Below are 18,732 nucleotides of genomic sequence, written 5' to 3' on the forward strand. Positions count from 1 at the left end.
CGAGATGAGGTATCCCACCACCTTGAGTGGGTAAGGCCCCCAGCTAGACGACTGGGTTGATAGGCCGGAAATGTAAGCACGGTAACGTGTTGAGTTGACCGGTACTAATAGGCCGAGGGCTTAACCATCTTAAACTTTATGCTTGCGTCCACTGTGTGATTCACAGCAAACGAACAACCACCCCCGATCCTGGGTAACCAGGAAAAGGGTTGCTGGTCTGTTTGTGGTGCTGACAGTTGTTTCGGTGGTCATAGCGGTGGGGAAACGCCCGGTAACATTCCGAACCCGGTAGCTAAGCCCGCCAGCGCCGATGGTACTGCACTCGGGAGGGTGTGGGAGAGTAGGACGCCGCCGGACTCAACGTGACAGAAAAGCCCATCCCGGGTCTCCGGGATGGGCTTTTCTGCGTTCACGCACGCGTTCAGCCGCGTGCCGGCGTGGCCTGGCGGTATTTTGAGCAGGTAGGTGCGACCTGGCTCCGCCTGTTACTACTTCAGGGCTGCCTGGAGCCGGGCTATGTCTGCGGCGTCCTTGGGGCGGCGGGGACGGCCCGGCACCCAGACCGGCATCATCTGCTTGATCTCGATCTGGGCGTGGGGTTCGACGACGGGGCAGCGGATGCCGGCGAGGATGGGGGACGGTCCCGCCAGCATGCCGTGCGGCCACGGGGAACCTGCCCAGGGGCCGCCGGCGACTACCGGGCGGCCGGTGGAGTCGGTGGCCAGCAGGGCGAAACTGTGTTCCACGTCGTCGCGGGACAGGTCCAGTTGCTGGACTCGGGAAGGCGGCTCGGGAGCAAGGGTGTAGCCGTGTTCGATCAGGGCGGTGGCCAGCTGGGGAGCTTCGTCGTGGTATGCGAACCAGTCGATGTCGGTGTGCGGGCGGGTCACCTCGCCGAGGAAGAAGTCCATCGCCCAGCCACCGCGGAGCCACACCCGCACGTTCAACCGCTGTGCGAGGTCCACCACCTCGCCGATCGCGGCCAGCTGGCGGTTATCGAGGTCGATCTCCATGAGTCGTGACGGTACCGGCGGCGGGGGTGTTCGCGAGGTCTGGGCGTACATCTGCGGGGTTTTCTTGACATGAGCGGGCGGGTTCGGCATAGAAGTGGGTACGCAGGCCGATTCCGAGGAGGAACGATGCGGATCAGTGACATACTCCGGGTCAAGGGCGATCAAGTCGTCACGGTGCCTCCGGACACCACAGTGGAGCGTCTTCTGTCCGTTCTCGCGCAGCATCGGATCGGCGCGGTGGTCGTGTCGCGTGACGGTGCGGTGGTGGACGGGATTGTCAGTGAGCGGGACATCGTGCGGGCCCTGGCGTCCCGCGGTTCCGGGGTGCTGACCGAGCAGGTGAGTGCCATCCAGACGACGCAGGTGCGGACGGTCACGCCGGACGCGCGGCTGGAGGACGTCGAGCGGTTGATGACCGAGCGGCGGTTCCGGCATGTTCCGGTGGTCGTCGAGGGCACCCTGCGGGGTGTCGTCAGCATCGGTGACGTGGTCAAGAACCGGATCGACGAGCTGGAGACCGAGCGTAGTGCGCTGGCGGACTACGTCACGGGGGAGCGGAGCTGAGAGCGGGCGGGCCTGGCCGGTGGTCAGGCCCGCCCGGTGACGCCACCGCCCGGCACGCGGGGCGGTGGCGTCGGCTCCGGTCAGTGGGGCAGCGGTGCGGACAGCCGGTCAGTGGTGTGTCAGCGGTGCAGCAGGGTGGACAATCGCCGGCGGCCGCGGGACTTCGCCGCGGCGCGGCGGCGGCTCAGGAACACCGCGGCGACGGCGGCGCCGGCGAGAGCCAGCAGGCCGGTCGTGGCCGACTTGGGATTGCGGCGCACGGTGGCGCCCGCCTTGGACGTCGCGGTGCTGACCGCCTGACGGGCGCGTGACCGGGCTGCCCCGGTCTCGTCGGGTGCGGCACGCAGTTGCTCGGACGCTGTGCCGATCGTGGTCTGGTTCGTGGTCATCGCTCACCTCTCCGGTAATGCGCTGGCTGGGGTTATGTCGTCTATGCCCCTCGTGTACCGGCGACCAACCATGCGATGCGGTTCATTCACGCTCCAGGACCGACGCTAATCGGACAGTGCGCCTGGTGTTGTCCATGAATTGACAGGACGACGGGTCAGCTGCGCGCCTCCACCGACTCCTCCTCCCGGGCGGGCTCGGTGTCGTCCTCGTCTGAGGAGGCCGGCTCCTCGAAGACCGGGTGCGCGGCAGACGGTTCTTCAAGGACTGGTTCTTCAAGGACCGGCTCCTCAAGGACCGGTTCTTCGAAGGCCGGTTCTTCGAACACCGGGTGTTCGGCAGGCGGCTCGTCGAGGACCGGCTGGGTGGCGGCGGGCTCCTCGATCACCGGCTGGATCGCGGTCGGCTCGGTGAGGGCGGCGGAGGCCGAGCTGTAGACCGTCGGTTCGACCGGCGCGCCGTAGATCACCGGCACGACGACGTTCGGCTGCTGCACCTCCGGCTCCTCCACGGGCTCGTCGTCCTCGTCGGCCTCGATGTAGACGTGCGAGGTGATGCCGGGCGGGCGTACATCCTCGGCGTCGGCCTTGAGGCGGTTGTCGGAACGCGCGTACTGCGGGGTGGCGGTGGAGAGCGCGCGGGTACGCGGTGCGAGGCCACCCGCGTACTTCGGGACGTTGAGCAGCACCGCGCTGACGTTGCCGTCGACGACCTCGTCCAGCTCGTCCAGGGCGCGCTGCACCGACTCGCGCGTCGTACGCCGGAAGTCGCCGACCAGCAGCACCTGATCGCTCAGGGTGGCCAGCGCGATGGCGTCCGAAGCGCTGAGAACCGCGGCCGAGTCCAGCACGACGACGTCGCAGTGCTTCTGCACGGCGCGCAGCACCCGGGCCAGCTGCGGGCTCTCCAGCAGGTCGACGTGCTCACCGGTCCGGCGTCCGGCGGGAAGCAGGCGCAGCCGGGGCACCGCGGTGTCCTCCAGCACCTCGGAGACGGTGGCGTCGCCGTCAAGGAGGGTGGTCAGGCCGAACTCGCCGGACACCTGGAAGACGTTGTGCAGCACCGGGCGCCGCAGGTCGGCGTCGACCAGTACGACCGCGCGGCCGGCCTGGGCGAGGGCCACCGCCAGGTTCGCGGCGACCGTGCTCCGGCCCTCCCGGTCGCCCGGGCTGGTCACCAGGATGGTGGTCGAGCTGGTCGGGCGCAGCACCGGCTGGAGGCGGGTCCGCAGGTAGCGGTAGGACTCGGCGGCCGGCGAGTTGGGGTCGCGCAGCACCACCGGCAGCCCGGTGGCGGTCCCGGCCGGCTTACGGGTACGCGGGACGGTGGCGAGCACGGTCGCCCCGGTGAGCGTCTCGAAGTCCTCGCGGCTGCGGATCTTGCCGCGGGTCAGCGATCGGAGCACCGCGGTGCCGGCGCCGAGCAGCAGGCCGGCGATCAGTCCGACGCTGAGGTCCGGCACGAGCGGCCGGCTCTCCGGCTCGGCCGGCAGATCCGCCTGGCTGAGCACGGTCGGGGTGGTCACGGTGCCGGTCTTGCGATAGTCGAGGTACGCCTCGACAAGCGCCCGGGTCCGGACCTGCGCGGTGAACCGGTCGTCGGTCGAGTACACGAACGTCAGCACGTCGGCGCCCGGGGCGATCGCGATCTCGAAACCGTCGAGCAGCACGCTCTCGCTCACGCCGATCCGCTGGGCGGCGGGCTGCACGACGGCGTCGGAGAGGGCGACGGCCCGCTCGGTCTCCACGTCCGGCCGGATCGGGGTGGTGTCCGGGGCGATTCGCGCCTCGACCAGCACCGTGGCCTCGGACCGGTAGTCGGACGGCGCCGCCTGGTTCACCCCGTAGGCGGCGGCGACCGTGGCAGCGGTCACGACGAGCGTCCACGGTCCGTAGCGGCGTAACAATCGCGCGGATCGTCCGTTGATGGTCATACCGGCTGCCTTCCCCGTTTCGTCCGTTCTAGGGGCGAGTGGTGATCTCAAGCCGGTCATTCTCGCATCGGTCGATCACTTCGCGCGTCGATCTTTCCGGCGATATCGGTCCCGTTGGTACGGCTTTCCCGAAGTGCGGACCATCGATATGGCGAAGATCTCAGACCGTCAGGCCTAGGTGCTGCTCCACCCATCGGCGCAGTGCGGCCGCCGGGGCGGCTCCGGACTGCCGGGCGATCACCTGTCCGTCACGGATCAGTAGCAGCGTGGGCACGGCCTGCACCTGGAATCGGCGGGACAGGGCCGGGGCGGTGTCGACGTTCACCTTGACCAGCTTCACCGTGCCGGCCAGGTCGCCGGCGACCCGTTCGAGGGCGGGGCCCACCATCCGGCACGGGCCGCACCACGGGGCCCAGAGGTCGACCAGGACCGGTGTGGATGACTCGTCGGCGATGGTGCCGAACGTCCGGTCGTCGGCGTCGACGATCCAGGGCAGGGCGGCGTGGCAGGCGCCGCAGGACGGGGTGCCGGCGGCCGTCGCGGGGACACGGTTGCGCCGGCCGCAGGCGGGACAGGCGATGATGCGCGGTTCCATGCCCGGTACAACGCCGAGCCGGCGGCACCGGCTTCCCGAAAGCCGGCCGCCGGGCGGGGCGTCAGCGGACCATGGAGAGAGCGCCGCGGCGCGGCGAGCGGGTCCGACGTCCGGCACGGGTACGGCGTACGGCGCGAACGGCGAGAATCGGTAGCACGATGGCGGCGGTGTCGCGCAGGAGCTGGAGTCCGGCGGCGACTGAGCCCGTGCCGGGGTTGGTCACCTCCTGGATCACCAGGCCGGCGACCGCGGTGAGGGCAGCCGCGCCGGCCAGCCGGCCCAGCGAGGCGCGCGGCCGCCGGAACCGGTCGCCGTGACCCAGCCAGTAGCCGGGCAGCCAGCGTTCCAGGAGCACCGCGAACAGGACGGCCGGAGCGACGGCCCAGACGGCGACGGCCAGACACAGCAGGATGCCGGCGCCCTCCAGGGTGGCGGCCACCATGCTCGCGGTGGTCAGAGCGATCACGTCGAACCGGCGCAGGCCGTACCGGGACTGGGCGACCAGCCAGAGGGCGGCTACCGCGATCGGCGGCACGAGCACGGCCGGGCCCAGCGGGCCGGACGCCAGGAAGGCCGCGAGATAGACCGCGGCGAAGGCGGCCGTGCGCGCGGCGTAGCGAGGGTTCATCGGCCTGCCTCAGGGGTCGGGAAGGTAGGCCTCGACGATCGGTCCGCCGCGCTGGGACTTGAGTCTTTGCCCTGAGCCCCGGGTGAGAGAGCGATGCCGCGCCGGGGCAGCCGGCGCGGCATCGGTCAGCGGTGGGTCAGCACTCGGCCTTGCCGAGACGCCAGTAACCCATGAAAGCGACCGCGCGCCGGTCGACGCCGCAGTCGCTCACCAGGTGGCGGCGCAGTGTCTTGATCACTCCGGCCTCGCCGGCCAGCCAGGCGTAGAAGCCGTCGATGCTGGCCGCGGAGGTGTCCGGGACCTCCCAGAGGATCTCCTCGTCGACGTCGACCTCCTCGAGGTCCACCTCGGCCGGGGCGGTGCAGTCACCGAGCAGGCGGGCCGCCGCGGCCTCGACGGCCGGGATCAGGTGGGTGCCGTGCGCCGCCCCGTCGCGGGCCAGCCAGGTCACCCGGAAGCCGGCCGGCGCGACGATGTCCAGAGCGTCGGCGCCCTCCGGCACCTCCAGCACGGCCTCGCCACACGCGTCGGCGGGCAGCCCGGCCAGAATCGAGGCGATCGCCGGCACCGCGGTCTCGTCGCCGCCGAGCAGGATCCGGCGGGTGCCGGCCGGCGGGTGGAAGTCGATACCACCGGCGGTGCCGGTGAAGTCCGCGTTCGGACCCATGATGCAGGCGGTCGAGCCGGGGCGGGCCTCGACGGCCCAGCGCGACGCCGGGCCGTTCACCCCGTGCAGCACCATGTCCACGTCGACCTCGCGCAGGTGCGGGCGGACCGCGCGAGCCGTGTACGTCCGGATCGGGTTGCGCTGCTCGTCGGGCAGGCCGCGCCACCGCGAATACCAGTCCGGGCCGGTCGGCAGGTGGTCGTGACCGGAGCCGGGCAGCGGCGGGATCAACTTGATCCGCTGGTCCCACCCGTTGTCGGCGAAGCGGTCCAGGTCGTCACCGGTGAGGGTGACCCGCACGAAATTCGGGCTGAGCCGGGTCACCCGGGTGACCTGGGCCGGGAAGAACCGGAACGGGGGAGCCTCGGTCGGCACGGCGGTCTGGGTCACGGTCGCCTCCACGAATGTTTAGGTAACCCTAACCTAACAGTCCTTGGTTACCGATGCGCACCTGGACTGCACCGGCCGCCTTTCTCCAGTTCACCGGCCGGTCGCCGATCGGAACCCCCGACCAGGGAGAAGGAGTAGACATGCCGCAGAACCAGCTCGCACCGACCACCATCTCGTTCAGCGACGCCGACTCCGGCGTGCTCGCGTGGCCGGTGGACGACTGGGCTGCCGCGCTGGAGCCGCCCACCGTGCTGGTGGCCGAGGACGACGAGGGCATCCGCGAGCTGCTGGTCTTCAAGCTGAAGATGGCCGGGTACCGGACCCTGGCCACCGGAGACGGCCGGACCGCGAAGGCCCTGGCGATCAACGAGCGGCCGCAGCTGATCGTGCTGGACGTGTCGATGCCCGGGATGGACGGGCTCGGCTTCTGCTACGAGCTGCAGTCCTCACCGCAGACCGCGGACATCCCGGTGATCATCATCAACGGGCGGGGCGAGCCCTCCGACGTGGACCTGGCGCGCATCGTCGGGGCGGAGGACTACCTGGTGAAGCCGTTCACCCCGGCTGAACTGCTGCGCCGCGTCGAGCGCCTGCTCCCGATCGCAGGCTGAGTGGCACCGTTTCCCGGCGGTCGCGCTGGGGCCTCGCCTGTCGCGCGGCTCGCGCCGGGGACAGCGGGGACCGTTCGTAGCGCGTACCCCTAAACGCGAAAGCGCTGGACCACCGAGCGCAACTCTCCTGCGACCTCGGTCAATTCATTGACCGAGGCTTCGGCCTCGCCGAGCGCCGCGGGTGGTGGCGTGCGCGGCGCTCGCTACCGAGTTGATGTTGCCGGCGATGGTCGAGCTGCCGTTCGCCGCCTCGCCGATGCTGCGGCTCATCTCGTTGGTCGTGGCGGTCTGCTCCTCGACGGCCGACGCGATGGTCACCTGATAGTCGTTGATCTCCGAGATGATCCGGGAGATCTCGGCGATCGCGGTCACCGCGCTGGAGGTGTCCGCCTGGATCGCCTCCACCCGGCGGGCGATGTCCTCGTGGCCTTCGCGGTCTCCTGGGCGAGGTCCTTGACCTCGGTCGCGACCACGGCGAACCCCTTGCCCGATTCGCCTGCCCGCGCCGCCTCGATCGTCGCGTTCAGGGCCAGCAGGTTGGTCTGCTCGGCGATCGAGGTGATCACCTTGACCACGTTCCCGATTTCCTCGGAGGAGGTGCCGAGCTTGGCCACCGTGTCGTTGGTGGCCTGAGCGACGCCGACCGCGCCGGAGGCGACCTGGGCGGCGCTGTTGGCGTTCTCCGAGATCTCCCGGATCGACGCGCCCATCTCGTCGCTGCCGGCGGCGGCCGACTGCACGCTGGCCGAGACCTCGTTGGCGGTGCCCGCCACCACGCCGGCCTGTTCGGCGGCCGCCCGGGACTCGGCGTCCAGCCGGATGGTGATCGTGCTCAGCCGCTGGGTCACGTCGCCCGTTCCTCGGCGCCGTGGCTGAGCTGCCGCACGCTGGTGACCAGGCCGTCCCGGGCACGGTTCGTCGCCTCGGCCATCTGGCCGAGCTCGTGGCGGGAGCGGACCTCGGCGGACACCGTGAGGTCGCCGTCGGCGACCGCGCTCAACGCCGTGGAGACCGTGGCGAGCTGCCGTTTGATCAGGCGCATCACGCCGAAACCGATGAACGCGGCGAGGACGAAGCCGATGATCAGCCCGAGCAGGGTGACCAGGCGGGCCTGCTCGTAGGAGTCGTTGCCGTGTACGGCCATGGCGTCCGCGTCGGCCTCCTCGGCTGACTGGAGCTCGTCCATCGCGCCGTTCATCGCGGTCTCGACGCGGTTGAACTCCGGCAGGATCTGATCCGGCGCGGGCATCTCGTAGCCGGCGGCCATCGGCTTGCGGAAGATGATCGTGTCGCGCAGCGCCCGGTAGTTCTGCATCGCGTCGGAGAAGGCGGTGAGCCGCTGCAGCCGATCGGAGGCACCCGAACCGCTCCGGTGCTAGCCCTCCACACGCCCCGCGTGCACGAGCGCGATGCTGCACCGGGCCCGGTGCAGCAGATGCCGGCCGACCGAGGGACGTAGGGCCACCCGCAGCGCCCGGCGGATCCGGGCCCCCGCGACCACCAGTTGCGCGCCGGCGGCCGCCTCGGCCAGAACCTCACCCGGCGGGCCGACCAGGATCTCGGTGCTCACCGGCACCGCCGGGAACCGCCGCCGCCAGCAGCCGACGATCTCATCCAGCCGGCGGCGTTCCGCGGCCACCGCGCTCAGGTTCGCGTCCGACAGCAGGTCCCGGCCGCCGTCCGGCGGCGGCCAGCCGTGCACCGCCCGCAGCGGCACGCCGCGCACCGCCGCCTGCTCGAAGGCGAAACCCAGCACCAGGCCGGCGGCCGGCGAGTCGTCCACGCCGGCGACCACCGGGTCGGTGGCACGTGGCTCACCGCGGACCACCACCACCGGGCAGCGCGCGTGGGCGCTCACCGAGGCGCTCGTCGAGCCGAGGAGGGTACGTACGGCGGAGTGGCGCGGACCGCCCACCACCAGCAGGCCGGCGCCCGCACCCCGCTGGGTCAGCGCCACCGCCGCCGTGCCGTGCTCGACCCGGGCCTGGACCTGTACGCACGGATGCGAGTCACCGGCCGCCGCGATCGCCTTGCCGAGCATGTCCCCGACGGCGTCGTCCGTGTCCGCGTCGGGGTAGACGGCGGCGGCCGGCATCATCGCCGCCGCGGGCACATAGCTGGGCCACTCGTACGCGTAGAGCAGCTCGACCGGCGCATCCGTGCGCTGGGCCTCGTCCAGGGCCCAGCGGGCGGCCTTGCGCGCGTCCGGAGAGCCGTCGTATCCCACGACGATCTTCTGACTGGGCATGGTGAGCCTCCTCACACTCCTACCCAGATCGTTGTTCCTGAACGACCGTCGAGCAAGTACTCACGCGGGGCCGTCTCTGCTGATCGGTCGCGGGCCGGAGACCTCGGCCAGCCAGGGTTCGACCACGTCGCCGAGCAGGGCGGCGAGAGCGGTGGCCGATCCGGGGGAGAGCGGGGCGAACACATGGCGTACCGCGTCGCGGGCCTTCGACGTGGCCTCCCGAGCCATCGTCTCGCCCTGCGGAGTGGGGCACAGCCAGACCCGCCGCCGGTCGTTCTCGTCGCGTTCCCGCTCGATCAGCCCGGCTGCCTCCAGCCGGTCGGCGAGCGGGGTGACCGAGGACTGCTGCACGTACAGCAGCCGGGCCAGCGCGCCGCCGGTCAGACCCTCGTGCTCGCCGAGCACGTAGAGCGCCAGGAGGTCCAGCCCCGGCATCCCGGCCTCGGCCGCGGCGTCTTCCATGGCGTTCTGGATCAGGCGGCCGGCTTGCAGCATCAGGTAGCCGAGCTCCAGCCCTCCCGGCGAGCGGGCGATCGATGCGGCGGTCACGACTGTTTCATCGGCTGAAATTTCCGGTGGCTGAAGCGTCACCAAGTAACCGGGATCACGATTCCGAGGTGCGGGATCGGAAACGTGGATTTTATGTTCGGCGGCTAGCCTCCTCGCGCTCACCCAGTTCGAGGAGAATTCATGGCAATCAAGGCCGAGTACATCTGGATCGACGGCACCCAGCCCACCGCCAAGCTGCGGTCCAAGACGAAGATCCTGGCCGAGGGCGCCGAGCCCCCCATCTGGGGCTTCGACGGCTCCAGCACCAACCAGGCGCCCGGCGACAAGTCCGACTGCGTGCTCAAGCCGGTTTTCACCTGTCCGGACCCGATCCGCGGTGGTGACAACATCATCGTGCTGTGCGAGGTCGAGCTGATCGACGGCACCCTGCACCCGACCAACACCCGTGCCACCCTCCGCGAGGTCGCCACGAAGTACGCCGACCAGGAGGCGATCTTCGGTATCGAGCAGGAGTACACCTTCTTCAAGGACGGCCGCCCGCTCGGCTTCCCGGTCGGCGGCGGCTACCCCGCCCCGCAGGGTGGCTACTACTGCGGCGTCGGCGCGGACGAGGTCTTCGGCCGGGAGATCGTCGAGGAGCACATGGACGCCTGCCTCGCGGCCGGCCTGCACCTCTCCGGCATCAACGCCGAGGTCATGCCGGGTCAGTGGGAGTTCCAGATCGGCCCGGTCGCCGCACCGCAGGTCGCCGACGAGCTCTGGGTCGCCCGCTGGCTGCTCTACCGCATCGCCGAGGACCACGGCGTCTCGGCCACCCTCGACCCGAAGCCGGTCAAGGGCGACTGGAACGGCGCCGGCGCGCACACCAACTTCTCCACCAAGGCGATGCGCGAGAACTACGACGCGATCATCGCGGCGGCCGAGGCGCTGGGCAAGAAGCGCCAGGAGCACGTCGACGGCTACGGTGCCGGCATCGACCAGCGCCTCACCGGCCTGCACGAGACCGCCCCGTGGACCGAGTACAGCTACGGCGTCTCGGACCGCGGCGCGTCGGTGCGTATCCCGTGGCAGGTGGAGAAGGACGGCAAGGGCTACATCGAGGACCGCCGGCCGAACGCCAACGTCGACCCGTACGTGGTCACCCGCCTGCTGATCGACACGATCTGCTCGGCGCTCGCCTGATCCCTTCGGAGGCTGCGCGCGGCGATTGTGTCGTACCCCGCGCGTAGCCTCCGGGCGTGGCTTTCGCGATTGTCCCCGGCGACCCCGGGTCGCCGGTCGTCCTGCACGTCCCGCACGCCTCCCGGACGATCGTCGAGTCCGGGTTGCTGCTCGGCGAGGCGGCGCTCACCGAGGAGCTCGACCACCTCACCGACGCGTGGACCGACGTCATCGCCGACCTCGCCGCGGCCGGCGCCGCGCGGCGACCATGGATCTTCGTGAATCGGCTGTCCCGGCTCGTCGTCGATCCGGAGCGGCTGCCGGATGGCTCCGAGGAGATGCTCGCGGCGGGCATGGGGCCGGTCTACACGAGGGGCTACGCCGGGCGGCGGTTGCGCGCCGATGATCCGTCGCGCGATGCGGTGCTGCTGAAAGAGCACTTCTTTCCGTACGCGGAAGCGATGACCACCCTCGTCGAGGAGCGTCTGGCCGGCACCGGGCGGGCCGTGATCCTCGACGTCCACTCCTATCCCGCGGACCCGCTGCCGTATGAGTTGCACGCCGACGGGCCCCGTCCCGCCGTCTGCCTCGGCACCCACCCGCTGCACACCCCGGACTGGCTGACCGATGCCGCCCGTGCCGCCTTCGCACCGGCCGGCGACATCGGCTTGGACAGCCCGTTCGCCGGCTGCTACGTGCCGCTGAAGCTCTTCGGGACGACCGCGGCCGTCTCCGCGCTGATGATCGAGATCCGCCGCGACCGGTACATGCGGGAGCCGGGCGGCGCGCCCACCAGCGGCCTCGACACACTCGCCGGCGGGCTCGCCCGCCTGATCGACACGGTGCCCTGACGTCCGTCCCGTCACCCCGGCCCACCAGCCGAGGCCGGACTGAACGCCCACCGGATGGGGTAGAAGCGTTCTGGTGTGCCGGATGTCATGATGGGCCCGGCAGGCTGTCACCCGCGGCGAAAGGTACGGCAGTCGATGGCGACATTCGAGGCGCGAACGTCCGCCGAGCCCGGCCGGATCATCGTGACCCTCGCCGGCGAGTGCGATCTGTCCGCCCGGGAACATCTCACCGCTGTGCTGCTCGACGCCCTCACCCGGGCCAACGCCGTCTTCGTCGACGCCGCGGCGCTCACCTTTCTCGACTCGAGTGGCGTACACAGCCTGATCACCGCACACCACGCCGCCAAGAACCAGGGCGCCCGGGTCTACGTGGTGAACGCGACCGGCCCGGTCGCCGCCGTCCTGGAACTCACCGGTCTCGACACCCTCCTGCGCGCTCCCACCGAAGAGCGCCGTCATGCCTGAGGCCACCGACGGGATGTCGTATTCCGAGCCCGGAGATCTCCGGGCCGTCCGGGCCTTCGTCACCGAACGGGCGCTCGCCCTCGGCATGCCGGCCGGGCGGGTCCCGGTGCTCGCCCTCGCGGTCAGCGAACTCACCACCAACACGCTCCAGCACACCACCGGCGGCGGGCACATCCGGGTCTGGGCCGAAGGCGACCGCCTCGTCTGCGACGTCGTCGACGGCGGCGCGGACCGCCCTTTCGGCCGCGCCATGCCGGCGGCCGAAGCGATCCGCGGCCGCGGCCTCGCCATCGTGGAACGCATCTGCGACGCGGTCTACACCCGCGCGGTCCCCGGCGGCACGCTGGTCCGCATCTGCCTGAACTTCTGATCGGTACGCGTGGCCGGCCGTCCCCGCCGAATTCTGGCCGTACCAAGGCGACCGCTAAGCCGTCACCCGGACCGTCAGCGTGCAGGTGTCGTCGTCGGGGCTGGGGGCGTAGAGCAGGCGATGGATCCGCGGCAGCGGATCCGAGCCGGGCGCGGCTGAGACCGCCGAGAGATGGCGGCGGACCTCGGCGGTGCGGGCCGGCATGTCGCCCGCGCGGCGCTCGACCAGGCCGTCGGTGTAGAACAGCACCAGGTCGCCCGGTTCGAGCCGGGCGTCGGCGACCGGGAATTCCACCTCGGGCTCGGCGCCGAGCAGCAGGCCCGCGGGACGGTCCAGTTCGGTGCTCTCGCCGAGCCGGCCCAGCAGCGGTGCCATGTGGCCGGCGCGCGCCCACGGCAGCCGGCGGGTCCGGGGGTCGTAGACGGCCACCAGCGCGGTGCCGGTGATGCCGAGCTGGGAGCAGAGCCGGTTCATGTGCCGGAGCAGTTCGCCGGGCTCGCGGATGCCGATCGACAGCCAGGCGACCAGGGCGAAACGGAGGTGTGCCATGCCGCTGGCGGCCTCCAGGCCGTGGCCGGCGACGTCACCGATCGCCAGGATGACGCGGCCGTCGGGGAGCGTCTGCGCGTGGTACCAGTCGCCGCCGACCTGCACGGCGCTCTCCGCGGGCAGGTAGCTGACCATGGCCTCCAGGCCGTCCAGTGTGAACGGCTCGGCCGGCACCGGCTGGATCAGGTTCTGCAGCTGGCCGGCCAGGCGGTGCTCGGCCAGCGCGGTCATCTCGCGGGTGCGCAGCTTGTCGCTGAGCGTCTCGATCTCGGTACGCGAGTCCACCCGGGCGGTCACGTCCTGCACCACGGCGTAGACCTTCACCGGCTGACCGGACGCGTCCCGGGCCACGTCGGAGAGGATCCGCAGGTGCTTGACCACCTCCCCGATCCGGAACCGGACGGTCACGTCGGAGGTGGCGCCGCTGTCCAGCGTCTGCCAGGCCGTCTCGGCGATGCCATGGTCCTCGGGCAGCATCGCCCGGCCCTGCTCGAACCGGGACAACGGGCCGTCGCCCGGGTCCCGGGCGAAGATCCGGTACATCCCGGGTGACCAGTCGCTGCGGCCGCTGACCAGGTCGTACTCGGCCCAGCCGAGGCTGCCGAGCAGCTCGGTGTGTTCCAGGCGGCGCTGGTGCTCGTCCATCCGCTGCCACCAGACCAGCAGGCCGCCGAGCACCCGGTGCACGCTGATCTCGAAGCGGGACTCGGCGACGACACCGGACTGCTTCTCCTCGTACCGGAACTGGTCCATCCGGCCGGGCACACCGGTGTGCAGCACCTCGGCGTAGAGGTTCCAGAGCGGGCCGTCCACCATGGACGGGTAGAGCTCGCGGAGCCGGCCGTCGACCCGCTGCGTGCCGCGCCCGTAGATGTCGCGGATCTGATCACTGGTCGCGGCGATCCGGAAATCCACCACCTCGCCGGCCGGTCCGTGCACCGGGAGCAGCCAGGTGCAACCCGCCGGGATCGCGGCGAGCAACTCCCGAACCGCGGCCTCATCCGCCATCCCCGAAGCCTATCGGGCTGAAGGGAGACGCGGAGCGCACCGACACGTCGGTGTACGCGGTCACGCGTACGTCAGTGCCGCACCGATCCGGCGCAGGAAGGCGGCGTTCCCCGGCGTCGTGCGCAGCTGCTTCAGCAGCTGTTCCATGCCCTCGCGCCGGTCCTGGCCGGTGAGCGCGCGCCGCACCTGCCCGGCGAGCGCCAGTTCGGCCGGCGGCAGGAGCAGCTCGTCGTGCCGGGTGCCGGTGCTCGTCACGTCGATCGCCGGGAAGATCCGCGCTTCGGCGAGCGAGCGGTCCAGCTTCAGCTCGGCGTTGCCGGTGCTCTTGAACTCCTCGAAGATCAGCGTGTCCATCGCCGAACCGTTCTCCACCAGGGCGGTCGCGATGATGGTGACCGATCCGCCGCCTTCCAGCGCGCGGGCCGCGCCGAGCAGGCGCTTCGGCGGGTAGAGCGCGGTCGAGTCGAGGCCGCCGGACAGGGTGCGGCCACGCCCCGGCGCGGCCAGGTTGTAGGCCCGCCCGAGCCGGGTGAGCGAGTCGAGCAGCAGGACCACGTCGGTGCCCTGCTCGGCGAGGCGTTTGGCCCGTTCCACGGCGAGTTCGGCGACCGCGATGTGGTCCTGCGGCGGGCGGTCGAAGGTGGCCGCGACCACCTCGCCGCTGACCGTGCGGCGCATGTCGGTGACCTCCTCCGGGCGTTCGTCGACGAGAACGGTCATCAGGTGGCACTCGGGATGGTTGGCGGTGATCGCACCGGCGATCTGCTGGAGCACGGTGGTCTTGCCGGCCTTCGGCGGTGCGACGATCAGCGCCCGCTGGCCCTTGCCGATCGGCATCACCAGGTCGATGACGCGGGTGGTGAGCAGCCCCGGTTCGGTCTCCAGGCGCAGCCGGTCGTGCGGGTGCAGCGAGGTGAGCCGGTAGAAGTCCGGGCGCGGGGCGGGCGGGTCGATCTGGAGGCGGGCCGGCCGGGTGCCGGAGATCTCGGCGATCCCGGTGACCCGGTCGCCGCGGCGCAGGCCGAGGCGGCGGACCTCGCTCAGGGCGACCGGGATGTCGGCCCGGCCGGGGAGGTAGCCGTCGGCGCGCAGCCAGGCGCGGTCGTCGACGACGTCGAGCAGGGCGTCGACGGCGAGATGTTCGGTGGGCGGGTTGCGTTTCTTCTGGGTACGGGTGACGACATCGGTCACGGGGTTCTCCTCGAGAGGGGGCGGCGCGATGAGCCGGCCCGGCGTACGGATGGCCGTCAGCGCTGCTCACGGTCGTGGAGACAGCGCTGGGAACCATCCGGGCCTGTGGGGTGCGCGAAACGGGCGCGAAACAGGAAAGCCGGCGAGCGGCTCGGGAAAGGTGGACCACCGGGTGGCGATGAGAACGCCGGCATCCGGGATCCGATTGCGCCAACCGTAGCACCGGTTGGCCGTACCGGGCCATCCCGGGTGATGATGACACCCTGAGCTGGACTGCGGAGGAGACGGGCATGCCACTGTTGCGCCGGGTGATCGGGGCGGTTCTTCGGCGGGTGCGCCAGCACCAGGGCCGCACCCTGCGGGATGTCGCCGAGTCGGCCGGGGTGTCGCTGCCGTACCTCTCCGAAGTGGAGCGCGGCACCAAGGAGGCCTCGTCGGAGGTGCTCGCGGCGATCTGCCGGGCGCTCGGGCTGCCGCTGCCGGAGCTGCTCGACGAGGTCCGCCGGGAGCTGCTGCGGGGAACGCCGGCGCCCCGGGCCGGTCTTGCCGCCCCGATGCAGCGGGTCACCCTGCGGTGTGCCACGCAGCGCGGCGTCGACGGCGGGTCCGGAGCCGGGCCGGTGGTGCGGTGCGCGGCCGGCGGGCGCCCGCGGTCGATGGGCCGCCTACGGCTGAGCTGCCGCCCCGGCCTGCTCGTCCGGGCCTGAGCCGGTCAGGCGACCACGAGCACCGGCGTGCCGGGGTCGATCTCCTTCAGCAGGGTGCGCTGCGCGGCCGCCGGCATCCGGACGCAGCCGTTGGAGACGCTGCGGCCGAAGGCGCTGCTGCTCGACCAGGCGTGGATGCCGGTGTGCGCGCCCCGCAGGCTCGCGGCGAGCTGCTCCTTGTTCTCCGGCACCGAGCCGAGCACCAGGGCGTCCAGCCCGGCGTAGACCGTGCCCTGCGTGTTGGTGCGGCCCATGACGAAGGTGCGGCCGGGCGGGGTCGGCGTCTGGTCGCTGCCGACGGCGACCTTCCACGACTGCTGCTCCTCGCCCTCCCGGGTCCAGGTCAGCCGGTGGTCGCTGAGGTCGACGAGCAGGTGGTCGCGCAGCGGCTCCGGGCGCCAGCCGTCGGTGGGCACCCAGCCGATCCGCTGGTTCGCCGACGGCGCCAGCACCGCGGCCCAACCCGCCTCCCGGGCCACGATCGGCGCCACCACGGGCAGCCCGCTGATCCGCGGGGGCAGGAAGGCGCGCGGTTTGCCGCCGGGCGCGTCGTACAGGGCGATCCGCTCGGTGGGGCGGAGCGCCTCGGTCGGTGCGGTGGCCGATGCCGCGCCGGGGTCGGCGGGGAGCCCGCGCGGACCCTTCGCGTAGGTGATCACCGGCAGGTCGGCGGGTGGCGCGACGGCCGGGAGTGGTGCGGCGGTGCTCGCCGCGGGCGCCGCGGACGCCGGTGGGACCGGCTCGGGCGCGGCGGCCCGCTCCGGCTCGCTGCCGCGAGCCAGGGCGACGGCCGCGCCGAGGGCCAGGACCAGGCCGATCGCTGCCAGGATCAGCAGGTAGGCCCGGGTCCGGGAGCGCGGTTGTACGGGGTACGAGTCGCTCGGCACCCGACCAGGGTAGCGGGTGCCCGACCGTACGATATGAGGATTATTCGGTAATATCGCGGTATACCAGGTCAAGCGGTGCCCGCGCACCTGAGCCCGGCAGCGTGACCGTCACCACGAGCCCACCGCCGTCGCGCGGGCTGGCGTGCACCGAGCCGCCGTGGGCGCGGGCCACCGAGCGCACGATCGACAGGCCAAGCCCGGAACCCTTCGCCGAGGTGACCCGGTCGCCGGTCAACCGCCGGAACGGCTCGAAGAGCGCGGGTAGCTCGTACGCCGGAACAGCCGGACCGGAATTGCTCACGGTGACCGACGGGCCCGGCCCGGTCTCCACCCGGACCCAGCCGCCCGGCCCGCTGTTGTGCCGCACCCCGTTCTCCACCAGGTTGCGCACCAGGTGTTCGAGCAGCAGCGCGTCGCCGGCGGCCGGGGCCGGCCCGGCGAGCACGGTGAGCTTGACGCCGGCGGTCTCGGCCTCGGCGGCCGTCTGCTCGGCGACGTGGGTGACCACGTCGGCCAGGTCCAGCGGCGAGCGTTCGCCGAGTTCCTGGTCGGAGCGGGCCAGCAGCAGGAGGCCGTCGATCAGCTTCTCGTGCCGGGTGTTGATCCGCAGCAGGTCCTCGCCGAGGCGTACCACGTCGGCCGACGCGGCCCGGCGGTGCATGGCCAGCTCGACCAGGGCCCGGTTGAGAGTGAGCGGGGTGCGCAGCTCGTGCGACGCGTTGGCGACGAAGCGCCGCTGGCCGTCGAAGGCGTGCGCGAGCCGCTCCACCATCTGGTCGAACGTGTCGGCCAGTTCCTTCACCTCGTCGTCCGGCCCGTGCAGCTCGATGCGCTGGTGCAGGCCGCGTTCCGAGGCGGGGGCGGCGGCGATGCGGCGGGCGGTCGCGGTGACCCGGTGCAGCGGCGCCAGCATCCGCCCGGCCACCACCCAGCCGGACAGGAACGCCGCCGCGCCGACCAGCACCAGCGCCACCGACCCCTGGACGAGCAGCGTGCTGGTGGCGGTCGCGAGCAGCGCCTCCCGCTGCACCTCCAGCCACTGGGTGGCGGCGTCGCCGGTGAGCACGGTGTCGCCGTTGACGATCACCTGTTTGAGGTTCCGTCCGCCGCCGGCCGGCGGGAACGGTCCGAGCGGGAACTCCCTGCGGAACAGCAGCAGTGTGACGGCGAGCAGCACGAATCCGGCGACCAGGAAGATGCTGCCGTAGACCAGGGTCAGGCGCAGGCGCAGTGTCGGCCTCATGAGATCCGGTACCCGACGCCGGGCAGGGTCTCGATCACCTGCGGGTCGCCGAGCTTGCGGCGCAGCTTGAGGATGGTGAGCCGGACCGCGCCGGTGAACGGGTCGACGTGCTCGTCCCATGCCTTCTCCAGGAGCTGCTCGGCGGAGACCACGGTCCCGCCGGCCCGGAGCAATTCGGCGAGTACGGCGAACTCCTTCTTGGAGAGCGAGACGTACCGGCCGTCGCGGGTGACCTCGCGCCGCGCCGGGTCCAGGGTGATCCCGGCCTGGCGCAGCACGGGCGGGGTGCCGGGACGCGTGCGCCGGCCCAGCGCGAGCACCCGGGCGGAGAGTTCGGCCAGTGCGAACGGCTTGGTCAGGTAGTCGTCGGCACCGAGCGAGAGCCCGGCGACCCGGTCGCCGAGCTCGGCCGCCGCGGTCAGCATCAGCACCCGCGCCTCGGCGCCGGTGGAGATCATCTGGCGGCAGACCTCGTCACCGTGCACCCGGGGCAGATCCCGGTCGAGGATCACCACGTCGTAGTCGTTGACCGCGATCCGCTCCAGCGCCGCGGCCCCGTCATCCGCGACGTCCACCGCGTGAGTCTCCTCGCGCAGCCACTCGGCGATCGTGTCCGCGAGCATCCGCTCGTCCTCCACCACCAGGATCCGCATTCCGCCCATGCTGCCAGCGCCGCCGTTTCCACGGTGTTTGCGAATCGGCAAACGCCGCGGAAACGGCCGTCCGCGTTGGATCGGCCCCACGTTCGAAAGGG

Annotated in this window: 22 protein-coding genes, 2 rRNA genes and 1 pseudogene; 9 read left to right on the forward strand and 16 right to left on the reverse strand. The window is 71.6% G+C overall.

The features are described 5' to 3' along the window. Both I4J89_RS05905 and rrf read left to right on the forward strand, forming a co-directional pair. Positions 1–128: ribosomal RNA gene (locus tag I4J89_RS05905) — 23S ribosomal RNA — on the forward strand; the annotation flags it as partial. A 112-nt stretch (positions 129–240) separates the two neighbouring features. Continuing rightward, positions 241–357, forward strand: a 5S ribosomal RNA gene (gene rrf, locus I4J89_RS05910). 131 nt (positions 358–488) lie between these two features. Here the strand turns inward: rrf and I4J89_RS05915 are convergent. Continuing rightward, positions 489–1,013 (reverse strand): nucleotidyltransferase domain-containing protein, encoded by a 525-nt coding sequence (locus I4J89_RS05915; RefSeq protein WP_196412819.1) that lies wholly within the window; start codon positions 1,011–1,013, stop codon positions 489–491. Positions 1,014–1,139: 126 nt separating this feature from the next. Between I4J89_RS05915 and I4J89_RS05920 the strand changes: the two genes are divergently transcribed. Then, positions 1,140–1,577, forward strand: a complete 438-nt coding sequence (locus I4J89_RS05920) for a CBS domain-containing protein (RefSeq protein ID WP_196412820.1) — start codon at positions 1,140–1,142, stop codon at positions 1,575–1,577. A 119-nt stretch (positions 1,578–1,696) separates the two neighbouring features. Here the strand turns inward: I4J89_RS05920 and I4J89_RS05925 are convergent, their stop codons facing one another. The 5 genes from I4J89_RS05925 to I4J89_RS05945 all read right to left on the reverse strand — a co-directional run bounded on the left by I4J89_RS05925 (position 1,697) and on the right by I4J89_RS05945 (position 6,177). Further along, the gene (locus I4J89_RS05925) at positions 1,697–1,966 is read right to left on the reverse strand and encodes a hypothetical protein (RefSeq protein ID WP_196412821.1); all 270 of its coding nucleotides are present in this window, start codon (positions 1,964–1,966) and stop codon (positions 1,697–1,699) included. Positions 1,967–2,121: 155 nt separating this feature from the next. After that, positions 2,122–3,897 carry a tyrosine-protein kinase domain-containing protein gene (locus I4J89_RS05930; RefSeq protein WP_196412822.1) on the reverse strand — a complete coding sequence of 592 codons (1,776 nt, stop codon included), beginning with the start codon at positions 3,895–3,897 and terminating at the stop codon, positions 2,122–2,124. Between the two features lie 160 nt (positions 3,898–4,057). Then, complete coding sequence (gene trxA / locus I4J89_RS05935) at positions 4,058–4,492, reverse strand: thioredoxin (RefSeq protein ID WP_196412823.1); 435 nt, start codon at positions 4,490–4,492, stop codon at positions 4,058–4,060. A 61-nt stretch (positions 4,493–4,553) separates the two neighbouring features. Next, positions 4,554–5,120 carry a hypothetical protein gene (locus I4J89_RS05940; RefSeq protein WP_196412824.1) on the reverse strand — a complete coding sequence of 189 codons (567 nt, stop codon included), beginning with the start codon at positions 5,118–5,120 and terminating at the stop codon, positions 4,554–4,556. Positions 5,121–5,256: 136 nt separating this feature from the next. Continuing rightward, positions 5,257–6,177 (reverse strand): siderophore-interacting protein, encoded by a 921-nt coding sequence (locus I4J89_RS05945; RefSeq protein ID WP_196412825.1) that lies wholly within the window; start codon positions 6,175–6,177, stop codon positions 5,257–5,259. A gap of 140 nt (positions 6,178–6,317) precedes the next feature. On the opposite strand from I4J89_RS05945, the gene I4J89_RS05950 reads away from it, so the two are divergent. Beyond that, positions 6,318–6,788, forward strand: coding sequence for a response regulator transcription factor (locus I4J89_RS05950; protein ID WP_196412826.1), 471 nt, complete (start codon positions 6,318–6,320; stop codon positions 6,786–6,788). Between the two features lie 144 nt (positions 6,789–6,932). Here I4J89_RS05950 and I4J89_RS05955 read toward each other — a convergent pair whose 3' ends face one another. The 5 genes from I4J89_RS05955 to I4J89_RS05975 are packed head-to-tail and all read right to left on the reverse strand — an operon-like array spanning position 6,933 to position 9,585. Beyond that, positions 6,933–7,193, reverse strand: a complete 261-nt coding sequence (locus I4J89_RS05955; protein ID WP_196412827.1) for a hypothetical protein — start codon at positions 7,191–7,193, stop codon at positions 6,933–6,935. After that, complete coding sequence (locus tag I4J89_RS05960; protein ID WP_309238205.1) at positions 7,157–7,636, reverse strand: methyl-accepting chemotaxis protein; 480 nt, start codon at positions 7,634–7,636, stop codon at positions 7,157–7,159. The genes I4J89_RS05955 and I4J89_RS05960 overlap by 37 nt, the downstream gene beginning before the upstream one ends. Then, the gene (locus tag I4J89_RS05965) at positions 7,633–8,103 is read right to left on the reverse strand and encodes a HAMP domain-containing protein (RefSeq protein WP_196412828.1); all 471 of its coding nucleotides are present in this window, start codon (positions 8,101–8,103) and stop codon (positions 7,633–7,635) included. The genes I4J89_RS05960 and I4J89_RS05965 overlap by 4 nt, the downstream gene beginning before the upstream one ends. Positions 8,104–8,163: 60 nt before the next feature. Continuing rightward, positions 8,164–9,036, reverse strand: a complete 873-nt coding sequence (locus I4J89_RS05970) for a universal stress protein (RefSeq protein WP_196412829.1) — start codon at positions 9,034–9,036, stop codon at positions 8,164–8,166. A 60-nt stretch (positions 9,037–9,096) separates the two neighbouring features. Further along, a complete protein-coding gene (locus I4J89_RS05975) occupies positions 9,097–9,585 on the reverse strand; it encodes a MarR family winged helix-turn-helix transcriptional regulator (RefSeq protein ID WP_196412830.1) in 489 nt (162 codons plus the stop codon). A 141-nt stretch (positions 9,586–9,726) separates the two neighbouring features. Here I4J89_RS05975 and glnII point away from each other — a divergent pair, with 141 nt between their 5' ends. The 4 genes from glnII to I4J89_RS05995 all read left to right on the forward strand — a co-directional run bounded on the left by glnII (position 9,727) and on the right by I4J89_RS05995 (position 12,393). Continuing rightward, a complete protein-coding gene (glnII, locus tag I4J89_RS05980) occupies positions 9,727–10,728 on the forward strand; it encodes a glutamine synthetase (RefSeq protein ID WP_196412831.1) in 1,002 nt (333 codons plus the stop codon). 56 nt (positions 10,729–10,784) lie between these two features. After that, positions 10,785–11,558: an N-formylglutamate amidohydrolase gene (locus I4J89_RS05985; protein WP_196412832.1), complete on the forward strand. Its 774-nt coding sequence runs from the start codon at positions 10,785–10,787 to the stop codon at positions 11,556–11,558. Positions 11,559–11,693: 135 nt separating this feature from the next. Further along, positions 11,694–12,023 carry an STAS domain-containing protein gene (locus I4J89_RS05990; RefSeq protein ID WP_196412833.1) on the forward strand — a complete coding sequence of 110 codons (330 nt, stop codon included), beginning with the start codon at positions 11,694–11,696 and terminating at the stop codon, positions 12,021–12,023. Further along, entirely contained in the window at positions 12,016–12,393 is a 378-nt protein-coding gene (locus I4J89_RS05995) for an ATP-binding protein (protein ID WP_196412834.1), read from the forward strand. The genes I4J89_RS05990 and I4J89_RS05995 overlap by 8 nt, the downstream gene beginning before the upstream one ends. A 54-nt stretch (positions 12,394–12,447) precedes the next feature. On the opposite strand, the gene I4J89_RS06000 is transcribed toward I4J89_RS05995, so the two are convergent. Both I4J89_RS06000 and rho read right to left on the reverse strand, forming a co-directional pair. Continuing rightward, complete coding sequence (locus I4J89_RS06000; protein WP_196412835.1) at positions 12,448–13,950, reverse strand: PP2C family protein-serine/threonine phosphatase; 1,503 nt, start codon at positions 13,948–13,950, stop codon at positions 12,448–12,450. A gap of 60 nt (positions 13,951–14,010) precedes the next feature. Continuing rightward, positions 14,011–15,081, reverse strand: a pseudogene (gene rho / locus I4J89_RS06005) (transcription termination factor Rho); the annotation flags it as partial. A gap of 350 nt (positions 15,082–15,431) precedes the next feature. On the opposite strand from rho, the gene I4J89_RS51915 reads away from it, so the two are divergent. Next, positions 15,432–15,848, forward strand: a complete 417-nt coding sequence (locus tag I4J89_RS51915) for a helix-turn-helix domain-containing protein (protein ID WP_196412837.1) — start codon at positions 15,432–15,434, stop codon at positions 15,846–15,848. A gap of 5 nt (positions 15,849–15,853) precedes the next feature. Here the strand turns inward: I4J89_RS51915 and I4J89_RS06015 are convergent, their stop codons facing one another. Genes I4J89_RS06015 through I4J89_RS06025 form a run of 3 tightly spaced genes read right to left on the reverse strand, consistent with a single transcriptional unit; the run spans position 15,854 to position 18,631 of the window. Further along, positions 15,854–16,735 carry a L,D-transpeptidase gene (locus I4J89_RS06015; RefSeq protein WP_309238206.1) on the reverse strand — a complete coding sequence of 294 codons (882 nt, stop codon included), beginning with the start codon at positions 16,733–16,735 and terminating at the stop codon, positions 15,854–15,856. Between the two features lie 40 nt (positions 16,736–16,775). After that, positions 16,776–17,978: a sensor histidine kinase gene (locus tag I4J89_RS06020; protein ID WP_196412838.1), complete on the reverse strand. Its 1,203-nt coding sequence runs from the start codon at positions 17,976–17,978 to the stop codon at positions 16,776–16,778. Then, on the reverse strand, positions 17,975–18,631 hold the full coding sequence (locus tag I4J89_RS06025) for a response regulator transcription factor (RefSeq protein ID WP_196412839.1): 657 nt from the start codon (positions 18,629–18,631) through the stop codon (positions 17,975–17,977). Before I4J89_RS06025 ends, I4J89_RS06020 begins: the two co-directional genes overlap by 4 nt. Between the last annotated feature and the right edge of the window lie 101 nt (positions 18,632–18,732).

The organism is Actinoplanes aureus (assembly GCF_015704865.1).
Lineage (GTDB): Bacteria > Actinomycetota > Actinomycetes > Mycobacteriales > Micromonosporaceae > Actinoplanes > Actinoplanes aureus.